Raw genomic sequence first — 14,533 nt, forward strand, 5'->3', positions numbered from 1 at the left:
GGCCGTCAGCCGCCGCGATAGCCGCGCGGGTGCGCCACCCGCCATTCCCAGGCGGTGCGCACGATCTCGGACAGGGAAGAATGGCGCGGCCGCCAGCCGGTTTCCTCCCGCAGCAGGGCATTGGAGGCGACCAGCACCGGCGGGTCGCCCGGGCGGCGCGGACCGGTGCGGAAGGGCACGGGCCGGCCGCACACCCGGCTGACCTCGTCGATCACCTGCCGCACGGAATAGCCGTTGCCGTTGCCCACGTTGTAGCGGGCGCTGCGCCCCTGGCCGAGCACGTCCAGCACCCGCAGGTGGGCGTCCACCAGGTCGGTGACGTGCACGTAGTCGCGGATGCAGGTGCCGTCCGGCGTGTCGTAATCCGTGCCGAACACCGTGAGCGCGGGGCCCAGGCCCAGCGCCGCGTCGATCGCCAGCGGGATCAGGTGGGTTTCGGGGTTGTGGTCCTCGCCCAGCCGGCCGCCCGGGTCGGCGCCGGCGGCGTTGAAGTAGCGCAGGCTGGCCGAGCGCAGGCCGTGCACCCGGTCCGCCCAGTCCAGCCCCCGCTCGGCCATCAGCTTGCTTTCGCCGTAGGCGGACACGGGGTCGAGGCGCGAGCCCTCATGCATCAGCTCGCTGTCGGGGTAGCCGAACAAGGCGGCGGTGGAGGACAGCACGAAGCGCAGGCAGCCCGCCTGCACGGCCGCTTCCGCGAGGGTCAGGGTGTTGGACAGGTTCTCGGTGATGTAGCGCAGCGGCTGCGCCATGCTTTCCGCCACCAGGGACAGGGCGGCGAAGTGGAACACCGCGTCGAACCGCCAGGCGGCGAAGACCTCGGCCACCTGTCGGCGGTCGGCCACGTCGGCCACCACCAGCTCGGCCCCGGGCGCCACGGCGCCGCGGTGGCCCTGGCGCAGGTCGTCGATGACCACCACCTCGTCGCCCCGCTGCACCAGCGCCAGCACCGTGTGGCTGCCCACATAGCCGGCGCCGCCCGTAACCAGGTAGCGGGCCATCAACGGACCGTGGCGGAGTGGAAGTCAGGGGACAAGGGGCGGTGCGTCCAGGTTGCGACCCGGAGGCTGTAATATCACTGTGCCGCCGATGGCAACCCGGGGTGGGAGCGGCGGCCCGGCGGCCGGAGGACCGAATGCCCTCCGGCCGCAGGTTCCGCGCGCCCGCCGGACCGGGCGAAACGCTCCCCGGCCTAGCTTGCCAGCTCGGCGCCGAGCACCTTGTCGATGGTGATCGGCAGGCTGCGCACCCGCCGCCCGGTGGCGTGGTGGATGGCGTTGGCGATGGCCGCGGCCGTGCCGACGATGCCGATCTCGCCCAGGCCCTTGACCCCCATCGGGCTGGTCTTGCTGTCGTTCTCCTCGACGAAGATCACCTCGATGCCCTGGATGTCGGCGTTGGAGGGCACGTGATACTCGGCCAGGTTGTGGTTCATGAAGCGGCCCAGGGCGTGGTCCGCCATGGTTTCCTCGGTCAGCGCCATGCCGATGCCGAAGACCACGCCGCCGATGATCTGGCTGCGCGCCGTCAGCGGGTTGAGGATCCGGCCGGCCGCCACGGCGTCCACCACGCGGGTGACCCGCACCACGCCCAGTTCCTCGTCCACCCGCACTTCCACGAACACCGCCGAGTGGGTGTAGGAGGAAAAGGATTTCTGCACCTTGGGGTCGGGCTTGACCGTTTCCTCCACCGCCAGCGTGTCCAGGCCGGCGGCGCGCATGGCGTCCGCGTAGCTCACCGCGCGGGCCGCATCGTCGCGCAGCGTCATGCGGCCGTTGGCGAAGACGACTTGGTCCGCCGTGGCATCGGCCAGCGGCGAGCCGTCCATCTTCTGCGCCGCGTCGAGCAGGCTTTCGCGCGCCTTGAAGCAGGCCGCTTGCACCGCGGCGCCGGCCGAGGCAGCGGTCCAGGAGCCGCCCTGCACCGGCGAGGTCGGCAAGGAGGAATCGCCGATCTTGACCGACACCTGATCCATGCCGACGCCGAGCGAGTCGGCGGCGATCTGCGTCAGGATGGTGTAGGTGCCGGTGCCGATGTCGGCGGTGGCGCAGGCGACTTCCAGGCGGCCGTCCGGCCACAGGGTGGCGCGGGCGCTGGTCTGCTGCATCTGCGCTTCCCACATGCCGGTCGCCATGCCCCAGCCGACCAGCTCATGGCCTTCCTTCATGGAGCGGGGCGTGTGGTTGCGCCTGCTCCAGCCGAACTGCTCGGCCCCCTGGCGGTAGGCTTCGCGCAGCGCCTTGCTGGTGAAGGGGTTGCCGGTGTTCTCGTCGGTTTCCGCGTAGTTGCGCAGGCGGAATTCCAGCGGGTCGAGGTGCAGGGCCTCGGCCATCTCGTCCATCGCCGATTCCAGGGCGAACATGCCGAGCGGCGCGCCCGGCGCGCGCATGTCGGCCGGCGTGTAGGTGTCGAGCTTGGCGAGCTTGTAGTCGAACGACACGTTGTCGCAGTGGTAGGTCCCGCCGGACCAGTTCACCACCACTTCCTGGTAGTCCTCGAAATGCGAGGTGCCGGCCACCGCCTCATGGGTGATCGACTGCAAGGCGCCCTGCGCGTCGGCGCCGAGCGACAGGGTGTTGATGGTTCCCGGGCGGTAGCCGAAGGTGAACATCTGGTCGCGCGTCAGCACCACGCGCACGGAACGCTCCAGCGCCAGCGACGCCATGACGGCGAGGTAGAGCTGGTACTGCGGCCGCAGGCCGGACCCGAAGCCGCCGCCCACGAAGGGCGACACCACGCGCACCTTGTCCTTGGACAGGCCGAAGACGTTGGTGATGTAGGTCTGGCTGTTCTGCACGCCCTGGATCTTGTCGTGCACCGTGATGGCGCCGTCCCCGTCCCACACCACGGTGGTGGCGTGCGGCTCCATCGGGTTGTGGTGCTCCGGGCTGATCCGGTATTCCTGCCGCAGCTTGAAGGGGGCGGCGTCATAGGCCCCGGGCGCGTCGCCGCGCGGCTTGGGCGGCGGCTCGATGCCGCTGCGCTTCTTGGGCGGCACGTAGGCCTTGGCCCGTTCCTGGTCCAGGTCGGTGGCATGCGCCTCGGTATCGTAGGTGACGCGCACCAGGGCCGCGGCATCGCGCGCGGTGTCGAAGTCCTCGGCCACCACCAGGGCCACGGGCTGGCCGCTGTAGACGATGTGCTTGTCGTAGAGGGCGCGGAAAGGCGAGCCCGGGGGCGCCACCTCGTCGCGGAAGTTGCTGCTGAGCCACGCGGTGCGCGGCCGGTTCTCATGCGTGAAGACGTGCAGCACGCCGGGCATGGCCAGCGCCGCGCTGCTGTCGATCGCCGTGATGGTGCCCTTGGCGATGGCACCGGACACCACGTAGCCATAGGCCAGGTCGGGCGCGGTGAATTCGGCGGCATAGGTGGCGGCGCCGGTCACCTTGGCGCGGCCGTCCACGCGCTGGCGCGGCGTGCCGACATAGGTCTCGTTCGGGATGGTCATGATGCGGGTTTCCCTTACGCGATACGCTTGTCGGCCACGCCCTGCGGCGTGCCGGCGGCGGCCTGGGACAGCGCGCGGCGGATGGCGCGGCGGGCCAGCTCGATCTTGAAGTCGTTCTCGCCGAAGCCCTGCGCGCCCTGCAGCAGGCGGGTGGCGACGGCGTCGAAGGTGTCGCGGCCGGCCGGCTGGCCTTGCAGCAGCGCCTCGGCTTCCGGAACGCGCCAGGGCTTGTGGGCGACACCGCCGAGCGCGATGCGCGCGGTCTTCACCGTGCCGCCCTCGACCTCCAGCCCCACCGCGACGGACACCAGCGCAAAGGCATAGGACAGCCGGTCGCGCAGCTTCAGGTAGGTGTAGTGCGTCGCGAAACGCGGCTTCGGCAGCTCCACGGCGGTGACGATCTCGTCGCGCGCCAGGGTGGTGTCGATCTCGGGCGTGTCGCCGGGCAGGCGGTGGAACTCGCCCATCGGGATGGCGCGCGCACCGCGCGGGCCGGAGACATGCACGACGGCTTCCAGCGCCGCCAGCGCCACGCACATGTCGGAGGGATGCGTCGCGATGCAGCTGTCGCTGGTGCCGAGGATGGCGTGGATGCGGTTGACGCCACTCTTGGCCGGGCAGCCGCTGCCGGGCTCGCGCTTGTTGCAGGCGGTGGCGGTATCATAGAAATAGTAGCACCGCGTGCGCTGCAACAGGTTGCCGCCGGTGGTGGCCGCGTTGCGGAGCTGCGGGCTGGCACCGGACAGGATGGCGCGCGACAGCAGCGGGTAGTCGCGCTCGACGCGCTCGTCATGGGCGAGGGTGGAGTTGGTCACCATCGCGCCGATGCGCAGCCCGCCCTCCGGCGTTTCCTCGATCCGGTCGAGCCCGGCGACGCGCGCGACATCGACCAGCGCCGTCGGCGTTTCGACGTTGTACTTCAGCAGGTCGACGAGGTTGGTGCCGCCGGCGATGAACTTGGCGCCCTCGGCGCCGATCGCCTGCACGGCCTGGTCCACGCCCTCGGGGCGCGCATAGGAAAAGCGGATCATGCGCCGGCCCCCCCGTTGCGGACCTGCTGGATGGCGGCGACAATGTTGGGGTAGGCGCCGCAGCGGCAGATGTTGCCGCTCATCAGCTCGCGGATGTCCTCGTCGCTTTCCGCGCGGCCTTCCTTGAGAAGCCCGGCGGCGGAGCAGATCTGCCCGGGCGTGCAGTAGCCGCACTGGAAGGCATCGTGCTGCACGAAGGCTTCCTGCAGCGGATGCAGCGTGCCATCCGCGTCGGCCAGCCCCTCGATCGTGGTGATCTCCGCGCCGTCCTTGGTGACGGCGAGCATCAGGCAGGAATTCATCCGCACGCCGTCCAGCAGCACGGTGCAGGCGCCGCACTGGCCGTGGTCGCAGCCCTTCTTGGTGCCGGTCAGGCCCTCGCCCTCGCGCAGCAGATCCAGCAGCGTGGTCCAGGGCTGAACCGTCAGGGACCGGCGCGTACCGTTGATGGTGAGGGTGATCGGGATGCCGGCGGGGGCACTGTGCTGCGCAGGGCCGGCCTCGGCCTGGGTTGCTTGGGACATGGCGGAATCCTGCATGGGGTCGCCCGCCGGCCCGCATGACGGCGCGGCCGGCATGCCTTGGCGATGGATGGAAACCCGTGTGTTTTGCGAAACCCCGGCGCGGACGGGCAGGTCCGGCCGGAGCGATAGTCGGCGAGTCAACGCACCAAGCGTGACGAAGTTGACCGCACGGTCACATCGGCCCCCGCCGTCACACCATGAAGGCCCGGAAGCTGGTCCGCCCCGTGGCTTCGCGCAGCACGCCGGCCGCCACCAGCCGCTTGATGATCAGCAGCGCGCCCTGGGGCGTGGCGCCCAGCGCGGCGGCCAGCCCCGTCGCGGTCAGCACCGGCTGGCGCAGCGCGATCTCGGCCGCCTTGCCGGCCTGGCCATGGCTGCGCTCCCGCGCCGCCAGGGCGGCGGCCCGGGTGGCGGCGGCATTGAGCCATTCCAGCTCCGCCAGCCCGCGCCGGGCGGCCTCGGCCACCGCCAGCAGAAACAGGGCGGGCCAGTCCGGGTGCAGCGGGTCGGGGCGGCGGCGGGGCGGCTGCGCGAAGCCGGCCCAGAAGGGCAGCGGCACGTGCGGCGCCCGGCCGCGCTGCCGCAGCACGGCGGCGGCCAGCAGCAGTGCCTGGGCGGCGGCGGGGCGGGCGGGCTCAGCTTCCCCGGCCTGGCGCATCCAGCCGGCGGCGGCCAGCGCCGCGGCCAGCAAGGCCGGTGCCCCGGCCAAAGGATCGAGCAGCGCCCCGCGCCAAGCCGCGAACGCCGGCGCAGCCACGCCGGCCACCGACGATTCCGCGGGCCAGCGGGCGGCGCCCAGCGGGGCCAGTGCTGCGGAAAACGCGGCCGCCGAGGCGAAGGGGTCCACACGCCGCCGCAACGCGTCCACCAGCGGCAATGCCTGCTCGATCGCGGCATCGCCGGGTGCCTCGGCGTAAAGCGCCGCCTGCGCGGTGGCGGGCAGCGCGCTGTCCAGCCGGTCGCGCAGCAGCGCGGCGCTGGCCGAGCCGGTCAGCCGCGCTTCGCGCAGCGCCAGGTCGCGCGGGTCGATCCACAGGTCCTCCACCGCCAGCCAGCCGGCGCCCTCGGCCAGGGCCATGCGGGCCACCAGCCCCTCGCGCACCGCGCCGCCCGCCGCGCCGGCCAGGGCATCCAGGCGGGACAGCGCGTCTTCCGCCTCGGCCAGGGGGCGCAGCAAGGGGGCGGCCAGGGCAGGGTGCATCGGCGGACTCCGGCAGGGTGGCCCATGACAGGGGTGGCGCGGCGCCGGCGCAAGCCTCGCCGCGCGGCACGATCCGGCTTAGCCTTGGCGCATGCCGCGCCCCGACACCAGCCGCTTCGCCACCCGCACCGAAGGCCATGCCACGGTGATCGAGATCCGTCCGGCCCGTCCGGATACCGCCTTTCTCGCCGCATCGGTGTTGCTGGGGGGGCTGTTCGGCCTGCCGGCACTGGCGGTGCTGCTGAACCCGGCCCGGCACGACGCATTGTCGCTGTCCGCCGCTGGCTGCGCCGTGCTGATCCTGCTGCTGGCAGGCTGGGCCCTTCGGCGCGCCCTGCGCGGGCGCCGGCCGGTGACGCTGCGGCTGGACCCGGCCGGCCTTGCCGCGGGCGAGCAGCGCTGGGCCTGGCCGGCGCTGGCCGCCCGCACGGTGGAAGCGCCGCCCCCGGTGGTGGCGGTGGGCGGGGTGCACGGGCTGGCGGCCACCATCGCCACCCGCCAGCGCGCCGCCGAGGCACGGGTGATGCAGCATTTCACCGATGGCATGCCCCCGGTGGTGCTGGCGGGCGGGCTGGACGCGGGCGTGGCGGAACGGCTGCTGCAGGCACTGGCCGTGGCGGAAACAACCGCGAGGTCGGGGGAATAGCTCCCCCGCGGCCCCTTGTTCCTTCCGATGCGGGCCACTGCGGACAGGTAGACGGGAGCCCGGGGGGCTCCTGCCCACGGCCCTCAATAAGGCAGCACGCGGTCCATGACCTGTTGCCCCCAGCGCGGCCGCTGCAGGTCCGACGAGGTGCCGCGCCCGCCATAGGAGATGCGTGCCTCGGCGATCTTCTCGGAAGCGATGCGGTTGTTGGGCCGGATGTCCTCCGGCCGGACCAGGCCGCGCAGCTGCAGCTCGCGCAGCTCGTCGTTGACGCGGATTTCCTGCGAACCCGCGATCTCCAGGTTGCCGCTGGCCAGCACGCGCACCACGGTGGCCGCCACCTGCAGGCGGATCTTCTCGTTGCGCCGCACCTTGCCTTCGCCAACCGAGCTGCTGTTGGCGCCGACCGACAGCGCCGGGTCCAGCGCGCCGCCGAAGGCTTGGCTCAGAAAGCCTTGCAGGCCGAACAGGCCAGGCACCTTGACCCCCTGGGTGGAGGTGCGGTCCAGGTCGGTCTTGTTGTCGAACTGGGCGCTGTCGTCGATCTCGATCTCCACGGTCAGCAGGTCGCCCACCGTGCGGGCGCGCTGGTCGCGAAAGAAGGTGCGGCTGCCCGGGCGCCACAGCGAGCCGGGGGCGGTCGGCCCGGTGCCTTCCAGCCGGGGGCGGAGCGCGACAGCAAGCGGGCTATCCGGCTCGCCCGCCGGCGGAATGCCGCCCAGCGCGCCGGGGGCGGAGATGGAGGGCGGCCGCTGGATGTGGCCCAGCGTGTCGCAGCCGGCCAGGGCCAGCAGGCCGAGCATGGCGAGGCGCGGGAGGATCATGGGCTTCTGCCTTCGATTGTTTTTCGCATAACTATGGCGTGCCGCGTACCTCGGCCGTGCCCTCAGCCACCACGGAAGCGCGCAGGGTGCGGCCGCTGCCGGGGTTGTGGACGCGGATTTCCTGCCCCTCGGCGCCGCTTTCCAGCGCCTTGCCCTGCAACTCCAGCGTCATGCCACCGGACTTCCAGAACACCCGCACCGGCTGGGTGGCGCGCACCAGCGCGCGCTCGCCGATGTCGCGCAGCGGGATGGCGGCGCCGGCGCGGATGCGGCGCTTGACCTCCTGCCCCACGATGTCCTGCGCCGTCTCGATGAAGGCGGGGTTGTCGCGGCGGGGCTCGGCCGGGTCGATGTCCTGCGGCCGCAGCAGGTCGCCCGGCTGCAGGTCGCGCGTGGCGTGCCACACCTCGCGCGAATCCGCGGGCGGGATGTGACACAGCGAGGCGACCAGCAGAGCGGCGCCGATGGGGAGGGAGCGCATGGTCGGGAACCTTCCGGTCAGCGGATGTTGTTGGCGGTCTGCATCATCTGGTCGCTGGCCTCGATGACCTTGGAGTTCATCTCGTAGGCCCGCTGCGCCTGGATCAGCTGCGTGATTTCCTGCACCACGTTGACGTTGGAGGCTTCCAGGTAGCTTTGCCGCAGCTTGCCGTAGCCGACATCCGACGGCAGGCCACGGTTGGGCTGGCCGGAGGCCTCGGTTTCCGTGAACTTGTTGCCACCCGTCGCTTCCAGCCCCGCCTCGTTGGCGAAGAGGTACAGCGCGATGCGCCCGGCGTTCTGCTGCCGGCCATTGGCTTCCGTGACGATCACCTCGCCCGCCTGGTTGATCGTGACGTCCTTGGCATCCACGGGCACGTTGATGTTGGGCTCCAGCGGATAGCCTTCCGTGGTGACGAGCTGCCCCTCGGGCGACAGCTTGAAGGAGCCGTCACGCGTATAGGCGACGGTGCCGTCCGGCAGAGTGATGCCGAAGTAGCCGCGGCCTTCCAGCGCCAGGTCGTACTTGTTGCCCGTCTCGGTCAGCGTGCCCTGGGTGGTGATGCGGTTGACCGCCGAGCCGCGCGTGCCGAGGCCGATCTGCGTGCCCACCGGCAGCACCGTGCCCGCCTCGGAGGAGGAGGAGCCGACGCGCTCGGAGGACTGGTAGATCAGGTCCTGGAACTCCGCCTTGCGGCGCGAGAAGGCGGTGGTCGAGACGTTGGCGATGTTGTTGGCGATGACCTCGACATTGGTCTGCTGGGCCTGCATGCCGGTGGCGGCGATACTCATGGCGCGCATGATAGGTTCTCCTGTTTCTGGCTCAGTTGGGGCGCCCGAGCGCCTCGATCATCTTGCGGATTCGGCTGTCGTCGTCTGCGACGATGCGCTGCACGTTGTCGTAGGCACGCTGCAGCGCGGACAGGTTGGCGATCTCGGCGATCGGCTGCACGCCGGAGGATTCCAGCGCCCCTTGCACCAGCCGCACGTCGCGCGCGCCCGGCTCCACCGGGCGAAGGTCGGCGGGCGGGATCTCCATCAGCCCGTCGCCGCCCTTGCGGATGGCCCGCATGTCGCCGGCGCGGAACAGCCCGATGCGGCCCACCTGCTCGGCACGGCCCTCGCTGCTGGCCAGGATGGTGCCGTCGGCGCGGATCTCCAGGCTGCTGAAGCGTTCCGGCAACAGGATGCGGGCGCCGCCCTCGTCCAGCACGGGGCGTCCGCTGCTGTCGGACAGCGTGCCATCGGGCGCGATCTTCAGCCGGCCATCGCGCGTGTAGCCGCGCCCGGCGTTGCCCGGGCGGTCCACGGCCAGAAAGGCCTCGCCATCCACCGCCACGTCCAGCGGATTGCCGGTGGAGGCGATGCTGCCGGCGCGCTGATCCACGTAGGTCGCGCGGTCCTGCACAAAGGCCACCTCGCGCCCCGGCACCGCCAGGCGCGACACGTGCGATTGAAACAGCGTGCGGTCGCCGCGATAGGCCGTGGTGCTGGCGTTGGCGACGTTGTTGGCCACCACGTCCAGCTGCGCGCGCAGCGCCATCTGGCCGGACAGGCCGACCATGCTGGGCCCTTCCATGGGTCAGGTCCCCCCGACCGGCGGCAAGAGCGCCTCAATCTGCTTGCTGCGCTCGATGGCGTTGCGCACGTTGGCAATGCCGTTGCCCGGTGCCGCCGGCGTTTCGGTCAGCTGCAGCAGCGCGGCGGTGGATGCTTCCGGCGCCAGCAACTCGGGCGCCACGCCGGGGCGCTCGCGCGCCAGGGCGCTGGCATTGGCCAGCCGCGCCGTGGCTTCCGCCCGCGCGGGTGCCGGCAGGTCGGCATCGCGCAGCAGGGCACCATAGGCGGTGCCGGCGGCGCGCCAGGCGCGCCCTTCGAACAGCAGCTCGGCGCGGCGGGACAGGTCGGCGGTGCCCCGCAGCGGTTCCAGCTGGGCGGCGGCCTCTTCCTTGCGGCCGAGCCGGGCATAGGCCTCGGCGCTGGCGCGGCGGGTGTGCTCGTCCGGCGGCAGGCCGGCCAGCAGCGCCAGGGCGCGGCGTGGGTCGCCCTGCGCCGCCAGCGCCTCGGCGCGCGCCAGCAGCAGTACGGCGGCGGGCGCGCGGGCGCTGGCCGGGCTGACCTGCTGGCCGAGGTCGCGCGCCGCATCCGCCAGCCCCTGCTGCAGCAGCAGGCGCATGGCGGCCAGGCGGATGTCGTCGCCGCGCTCGCCCGGGGTGGCGTAGCCCTCGTACTGCCAGAACAGGCCGAGCTTCTCGTCGGCCGGCAGCGGCTGGTCCTCGGCCAGCAGGCGGCGCAGGGCACCGGCGGCCAGCACGGCGCCGCGGCTTTCCACCCGCCGGGCGGAAGCCTGGCTCGCCCCGTCGGCCACCGCCAGCGCCTGCGCCAGCGCCCCCTGGTCCAGCAGGCGGGTGGCATAGGCGACCGCCGCCTCCTCGCCCACCGTGTCGTGGCGGTAGGTGCGCAGGAGGTCGTTGATCTGCGCCTCGGCACGCCGCCCCTCGGCGCCGGGGCGGCCGAGGTTGACGGCGGCCAGCCGGGCGCGGGCGAAGATCTCCGGCAGCGTGCGGCCGGGGCCGCGCGCGGCCTGCTCCAGGTACTGCGCCTCGTCCGCGCGGTTGCCTTCCTGGCGGGCCAGCCGGGCGTATTGCCAGTTGCGCGCGGCGGCCTGCGCGGGCGTCAGCCCCGTGGCCGGGCGGATGGCGCCGAGCAGCGTGCGCAGCGTGGCGGGGTCGTTCTCCACCGCGTCCGCCAGGCGCTGCACGAAGGCCAGCCGCAATGGCTGAGGAATGTCGCGCAGCGCGGCGCGGGCGCGGGGCGCCAGCGCCGCCAGCATGGCGCTGTCGCCCGAGGCGGCGGCGGCCAGGGCGCGCCACAGGGGCAGGTCCTCCCGCGCGCAATCCGGCGTTTCCGCCAGCAGGGTGGAGCCGGGGGCGATGGGCCGGCCCAGCAGCAGGCGGGCGATGTCGCGCACGCGGTCCAGGCGCTCGCGCAGCGCGCCGGCGGGCAGTTCCGCCTGTGGCGCGTTCAGCACGTCCAGCGCTTCCCGGCTCAGCTCATGGCCGGCATAGAATTCGGCCAGGTCCGCCGCTTCCGCCGCACCCTGGTCGGATCGGGCCAGGGCGGTGCGCAGCGCCGGCAGCCGCTCGGCAAAGGCGTCGTCGCCCCGCCAGCCTTGCAGCGAGAAGGGCGCCGGGCAGGACGGGCGTTGTGCCACCGGAACTGGCGCCGGCACCGGCTCGGGCCCTGCCGCCGGGGCAGCGGGCTGGGGCGCCGCGGTGGCGGCCGGCAGCGGCGGCAGGGTGTCGGCCGGGCGCAGGCCGTTCAACACGGCCAGCTTGGCCAGCACCGCCTCGCGCAGGCCGGTCAGCTCGCCGGCCGGCGGCGGTGGCGCGGCGGGTGGCGGCGGGGCGGGGCGGCTGGCCAGGGCGGCGGCGTCATCCGCCGCCGGCGCGGCGGGATGCGGCGCGGGGACGGCGGCGGGGACGGGGGCGGGGGCGGGCGCCCCCCCCTGGGCCGCCTGCAGCATGAGTCGCGCCTGCTCGGGCTGCAGCAGACCGAGCTTCACGGCATCGTCCAGCGTGCGGCGCTGCGCCACTTCGCGGGTGGGCGGGGCCGGCGGCGCGGCGGGGCCGCGCAGGTCCACGTACAGCATGCCGCCGAAGGCCCCGGCCTCGGCCACCGCATCGGCGCTGGCGCGCAGCAGCAGCACCGTCTCGCCCGCCTCCTGCCGCGGCTCAATGGCGGACAGCTCGGCCAAACGGCGGATGCCGGAAAGGTCGAAGCCATATTGCCCGCGCAGCCGCAGCTCGACGCCGCCGGCTACCTTGCGCAGGCTGTAGCCGGGCACCTGTCCGAGATGCAGCACCACGCGGCCGCGGTCGGCATGCTGGCCGGTGCGCACGCGCACCGCGGCGGCCTCGGCGGCCGGCTGCGCCAGGGCGGGCAGGCCCAGCAGCAGCGGCGTCAGCAGCGTGGTGGCGAGCAGCGTGGCGCGGCGCACGGGGCTCACTCCCCGCCGCCGGCGGATTCAGTGGAAGCGCGGCCGGCATCGCGCAGCTGCTCCTCCATCTGGTCGAAGGAGGGCTGCAGCTTGGTCGGCACCGATTGGCGCCCGACCTCGACGCAGATCTGCGGCGACAGATTCTGCAGGTAGGAGGTGATCACGGCGCGCGCCACGTCCAGCATCTTGCGCTCCTCCTCGACGATGCCCTTGAGCCGCGCCGCCATGGGGCCCACCAGCCCGTAGGACAGGAACACGCCCAGAAAGGTACCGACCAGCGCGGAGCCGATCATGTGTCCCAGCACCTCGGGACTTTCCGAGATGGCGCCAAGCGCCTTGATGATTCCGAGCACGGCGGCGACGATGCCCAGCGCGGGAAAGGCATCGGCCACCGTTTGCAGCACCTTGGCGGGCTTGACGTTCTCGGCCGAGCGTTTCTCGGTGGTCGCCTCCATCATCTCGCCCACCAGGTGCGGGTCCTTGTTGTTGAGCGTGATGGTGCGCATGGTGTCGCACACCAGCCCGCTGACCGCCGCATCCTTCACGATGCGCGGGTAGCGCGAGAAGATCGGCGAGGTTTCGGGCTTCTCGATGTGCTTTTCCAGCTTGGCGGCACCCTCCTTCTGGTGCGTGCGCAGCAGCAGGTAGAGCAGGCTCAGCAGGTCGCTGTAGTCGGTCCGCTTCCAGCGGGACCCCTTGAACACGGTGCCGAGCGACTTCATCACCTTGCCGACGGTGGCGCCGTCATTGGCGATGAACATGGTCATCACGCCCGAGCCGCCGATGATGATCAGCTCCGGCCCGACGGCGCCGAGGATGACGCCGAGCTTGCCGCCGGCGATGAGGTAGCCGCCAAAGATGGCGACGAAGACTCCGACAATTCCGGCGATCTGGATCATCGATGCGGTGGCCTTGCGCTGTGGTGCGGGACTTCCCGGGGGAAGCGGTCGCGAAGCCCATACCATTTCGCATTGCCGTCTGCTACAAACATTTTTCGCATAACCATGCCCGGAACCCTTGCCATGCCCACCCCGGTCACTTTGCAGGATGGCCTGCGCCGCGCGTCTGGCCTGATGGACAGCCTGCCGCAGAACGAGATCATGGGTCGCTACAACGTGCCCGCGCCGGTGCACCGCGCGTTGCGCGGCGCGGCCGAGCGCACAGGCGTTGGCTTCGAGGTGCTGGCGGCCAAGGCGGCGATCGAAAGCGGCTTCCAGCCGGCGGCGCAGGCCGGCACCTCCTCGGCGCGCGGGCTGTTCCAGTTCATCGACCAGACCTGGCTGTCCGTGGTGCAGCAGCATGGCGCGGCGCACGGGCTGGCGGAGGAGGCGGCGCAGATCACCCGCGGCGCCGGCGGGCGGCTCGGCCTGTCGGACCCGGCGATGCGCGAGCGCATTCTGGCACTGCGCGACAACCCGGAAATCTCCGCCCGCATGGGCGCCGAGCACCTGAAGGATATTTCCGACCGGCTGGCCACCACCACCGGCAGCCGGCCCGATGTCGGCGGGCTGTATCTGGGGCATTTCCTCGGCACCGCCGGGGCCGGCAAGCTGTTGCGCGCGGCGGCCGAGGACCCGGGGCAATCCGCCGCCGCGCTGCTGCCCGAGGCCGCGCGCGCCAATGCCACGTTGTTTCGCGGTGCCGATGGCAAGCCGCTGTCGGCGGCGCAGTTCATCGACAACATCCGTGGCAAGGTCAGCAAGGTCTATGACCAGCTGGGCCTGCAGGCACCGACCGGGCCGGTGGCGTTCGGCCCTGTCGGCGCGGAAGCCAAGCCGGGCGAGGCGATCGCGAGCAGCGAGCCGTTCTGGTGGGGCAGCGGCGCCCCGGCGCGGGTGGCGCATGCGCCGGAGCGGATGATGGCCTCGGCACTGGTCGAGGTGTTCAACCGCATGGGGCGGGGCCAGGCGGCGCAGGACGCCGGCGCGGGCGATGGCAACGCGATGCCGGCGCCGTTGCTGGAAGCCTTGCGCGAGCCGGGCCTGCCGCCTGCGGCCCAGGCCGCGCGGCAGGCCTATGGCGGCGCGTGATCAGCCCCGGCGGCGGGACTTTTCCCGCCGCACGTCGCCGCCGTGGTGCAGCCCGGCGGCGTAGCACTGGCGCACCGCCGCCAGCATCAGCCGGGAATGCGTGATGCCAAGCGGCGCGCCCGGCATGGCCGCGCGCTGCACCGTGTCGATCACCGCCATGCCGCCCGGCGTTTCTTCCAGCGCGAAGTCCCGCACATGGCCGGCCAGCCCGTCGCGGCGGCCGAGAGCCGCGGCCTTGGCCATCGCGGCCTCGCTGATGGCGGGCCAGGGGGCGTCGGGAGTGGCGGGTTGGATTTGCATGATGGGCATATTCCAGCGGGTTGCGGGGCTTTCTTCGTCGCAGCCCGGAGGC

General features: G+C 72.5%; 14 protein-coding genes. 2 read left to right on the forward strand and 12 right to left on the reverse strand.

Annotated features, from left to right (window positions below):
- Positions 1–5: 5 nt before the first annotated feature.
- The 5 genes from galE to IAI59_RS03690 all read right to left on the reverse strand — a co-directional run bounded on the left by galE (position 6) and on the right by IAI59_RS03690 (position 6,201).
- Complete coding sequence (galE, locus tag IAI59_RS03670; protein ID WP_207418598.1) at positions 6–998, reverse strand: UDP-glucose 4-epimerase GalE; 993 nt, start codon at positions 996–998, stop codon at positions 6–8.
- Between the two features lie 191 nt (positions 999–1,189).
- On the reverse strand, positions 1,190–3,445 hold the full coding sequence (locus tag IAI59_RS03675; RefSeq protein ID WP_207418597.1) for a xanthine dehydrogenase family protein molybdopterin-binding subunit: 2,256 nt from the start codon (positions 3,443–3,445) through the stop codon (positions 1,190–1,192).
- A 14-nt stretch (positions 3,446–3,459) separates the two neighbouring features.
- Complete coding sequence (locus IAI59_RS03680; protein ID WP_207418596.1) at positions 3,460–4,476, reverse strand: FAD binding domain-containing protein; 1,017 nt, start codon at positions 4,474–4,476, stop codon at positions 3,460–3,462.
- Positions 4,473–5,000 (reverse strand): (2Fe-2S)-binding protein, encoded by a 528-nt coding sequence (locus tag IAI59_RS03685; protein ID WP_207418595.1) that lies wholly within the window; start codon positions 4,998–5,000, stop codon positions 4,473–4,475. Before IAI59_RS03685 ends, IAI59_RS03680 begins: the two co-directional genes overlap by 4 nt.
- 190 nt (positions 5,001–5,190) lie before the next feature.
- Positions 5,191–6,201 carry a helix-turn-helix domain-containing protein gene (locus tag IAI59_RS03690; protein WP_207418594.1) on the reverse strand — a complete coding sequence of 337 codons (1,011 nt, stop codon included), beginning with the start codon at positions 6,199–6,201 and terminating at the stop codon, positions 5,191–5,193.
- Positions 6,202–6,292: 91 nt separating this feature from the next.
- On the opposite strand from IAI59_RS03690, the gene IAI59_RS03695 reads away from it, so the two are divergent.
- Positions 6,293–6,847 carry a hypothetical protein gene (locus IAI59_RS03695; protein WP_207418593.1) on the forward strand — a complete coding sequence of 185 codons (555 nt, stop codon included), beginning with the start codon at positions 6,293–6,295 and terminating at the stop codon, positions 6,845–6,847.
- A gap of 83 nt (positions 6,848–6,930) precedes the next feature.
- Here the strand turns inward: IAI59_RS03695 and flgH are convergent, their stop codons facing one another.
- Genes flgH through motA form a run of 6 tightly spaced genes read right to left on the reverse strand, consistent with a single transcriptional unit; the run spans position 6,931 to position 13,050 of the window.
- On the reverse strand, positions 6,931–7,671 hold the full coding sequence (gene flgH / locus IAI59_RS03700) for a flagellar basal body L-ring protein FlgH (RefSeq protein WP_207418592.1): 741 nt from the start codon (positions 7,669–7,671) through the stop codon (positions 6,931–6,933).
- Between the two features lie 31 nt (positions 7,672–7,702).
- The gene (gene flgA, locus IAI59_RS03705; protein ID WP_207418591.1) at positions 7,703–8,152 is read right to left on the reverse strand and encodes a flagellar basal body P-ring formation chaperone FlgA; all 450 of its coding nucleotides are present in this window, start codon (positions 8,150–8,152) and stop codon (positions 7,703–7,705) included.
- Positions 8,153–8,169: 17 nt separating this feature from the next.
- The gene (flgG, locus tag IAI59_RS03710; RefSeq protein WP_207418590.1) at positions 8,170–8,952 is read right to left on the reverse strand and encodes a flagellar basal-body rod protein FlgG; all 783 of its coding nucleotides are present in this window, start codon (positions 8,950–8,952) and stop codon (positions 8,170–8,172) included.
- 22 nt (positions 8,953–8,974) lie between these two features.
- Complete coding sequence (locus IAI59_RS03715) at positions 8,975–9,715, reverse strand: flagellar hook basal-body protein (RefSeq protein WP_237180859.1); 741 nt, start codon at positions 9,713–9,715, stop codon at positions 8,975–8,977.
- Positions 9,716–9,733: 18 nt separating this feature from the next.
- Complete coding sequence (locus tag IAI59_RS03720) at positions 9,734–12,160, reverse strand: hypothetical protein (RefSeq protein ID WP_207418587.1); 2,427 nt, start codon at positions 12,158–12,160, stop codon at positions 9,734–9,736.
- A complete protein-coding gene (gene motA / locus IAI59_RS03725; protein ID WP_207418585.1) occupies positions 12,157–13,050 on the reverse strand; it encodes a flagellar motor stator protein MotA in 894 nt (297 codons plus the stop codon). The genes IAI59_RS03720 and motA overlap by 4 nt, the downstream gene beginning before the upstream one ends.
- Before the next feature lie 123 nt (positions 13,051–13,173).
- On the opposite strand from motA, the gene IAI59_RS03730 reads away from it, so the two are divergent.
- Complete coding sequence (locus IAI59_RS03730) at positions 13,174–14,181, forward strand: transglycosylase SLT domain-containing protein (RefSeq protein WP_207418584.1); 1,008 nt, start codon at positions 13,174–13,176, stop codon at positions 14,179–14,181.
- On the opposite strand, the gene IAI59_RS03735 is transcribed toward IAI59_RS03730, so the two are convergent.
- Entirely contained in the window at positions 14,182–14,481 is a 300-nt protein-coding gene (locus IAI59_RS03735) for a hypothetical protein (protein WP_207418581.1), read from the reverse strand. It lies immediately after the preceding gene.
- Between the last annotated feature and the right edge of the window lie 52 nt (positions 14,482–14,533).

The sequence above is a fragment of the Roseomonas haemaphysalidis genome (assembly GCF_017355405.1).
GTDB classification, from domain to species: Bacteria; Pseudomonadota; Alphaproteobacteria; order Acetobacterales; family Acetobacteraceae; genus Pseudoroseomonas; species Pseudoroseomonas haemaphysalidis.

Excerpts from the sequence above, each read along its gene's own strand:
- galE (WP_207418598.1), bottom strand. The coding sequence starts at position 998 with ATGGCCCGCTACCTGGTTACGGGCGGCGCCGGCTATGTGGGCAGCCAC.
- IAI59_RS03675 (WP_207418597.1), bottom strand. The coding sequence starts at position 3,445 with ATGACCATCCCGAACGAGACCTATGTCGGCACGCCGCGCCAGCGCGTG.
- IAI59_RS03680 (WP_207418596.1), bottom strand. The coding sequence starts at position 4,476 with ATGATCCGCTTTTCCTATGCGCGCCCCGAGGGCGTGGACCAGGCCGTG.
- IAI59_RS03685 (WP_207418595.1), bottom strand. The coding sequence starts at position 5,000 with ATGTCCCAAGCAACCCAGGCCGAGGCCGGCCCTGCGCAGCACAGTGCC.
- IAI59_RS03690 (WP_207418594.1), bottom strand. The coding sequence starts at position 6,201 with ATGCACCCTGCCCTGGCCGCCCCCTTGCTGCGCCCCCTGGCCGAGGCG.
- IAI59_RS03695 (WP_207418593.1), top strand. The coding sequence starts at position 6,293 with ATGCCGCGCCCCGACACCAGCCGCTTCGCCACCCGCACCGAAGGCCAT.
- flgH (WP_207418592.1), bottom strand. The coding sequence starts at position 7,671 with ATGATCCTCCCGCGCCTCGCCATGCTCGGCCTGCTGGCCCTGGCCGGC.
- flgA (WP_207418591.1), bottom strand. The coding sequence starts at position 8,152 with ATGCGCTCCCTCCCCATCGGCGCCGCTCTGCTGGTCGCCTCGCTGTGT.
- flgG (WP_207418590.1), bottom strand. The coding sequence starts at position 8,952 with ATGCGCGCCATGAGTATCGCCGCCACCGGCATGCAGGCCCAGCAGACC.
- IAI59_RS03715 (WP_237180859.1), bottom strand. The coding sequence starts at position 9,715 with ATGGTCGGCCTGTCCGGCCAGATGGCGCTGCGCGCGCAGCTGGACGTG.
- motA (WP_207418585.1), bottom strand. The coding sequence starts at position 13,050 with ATGATCCAGATCGCCGGAATTGTCGGAGTCTTCGTCGCCATCTTTGGC.
- IAI59_RS03730 (WP_207418584.1), top strand. The coding sequence starts at position 13,174 with ATGCCCACCCCGGTCACTTTGCAGGATGGCCTGCGCCGCGCGTCTGGC.
- IAI59_RS03735 (WP_207418581.1), bottom strand. The coding sequence starts at position 14,481 with ATGCAAATCCAACCCGCCACTCCCGACGCCCCCTGGCCCGCCATCAGC.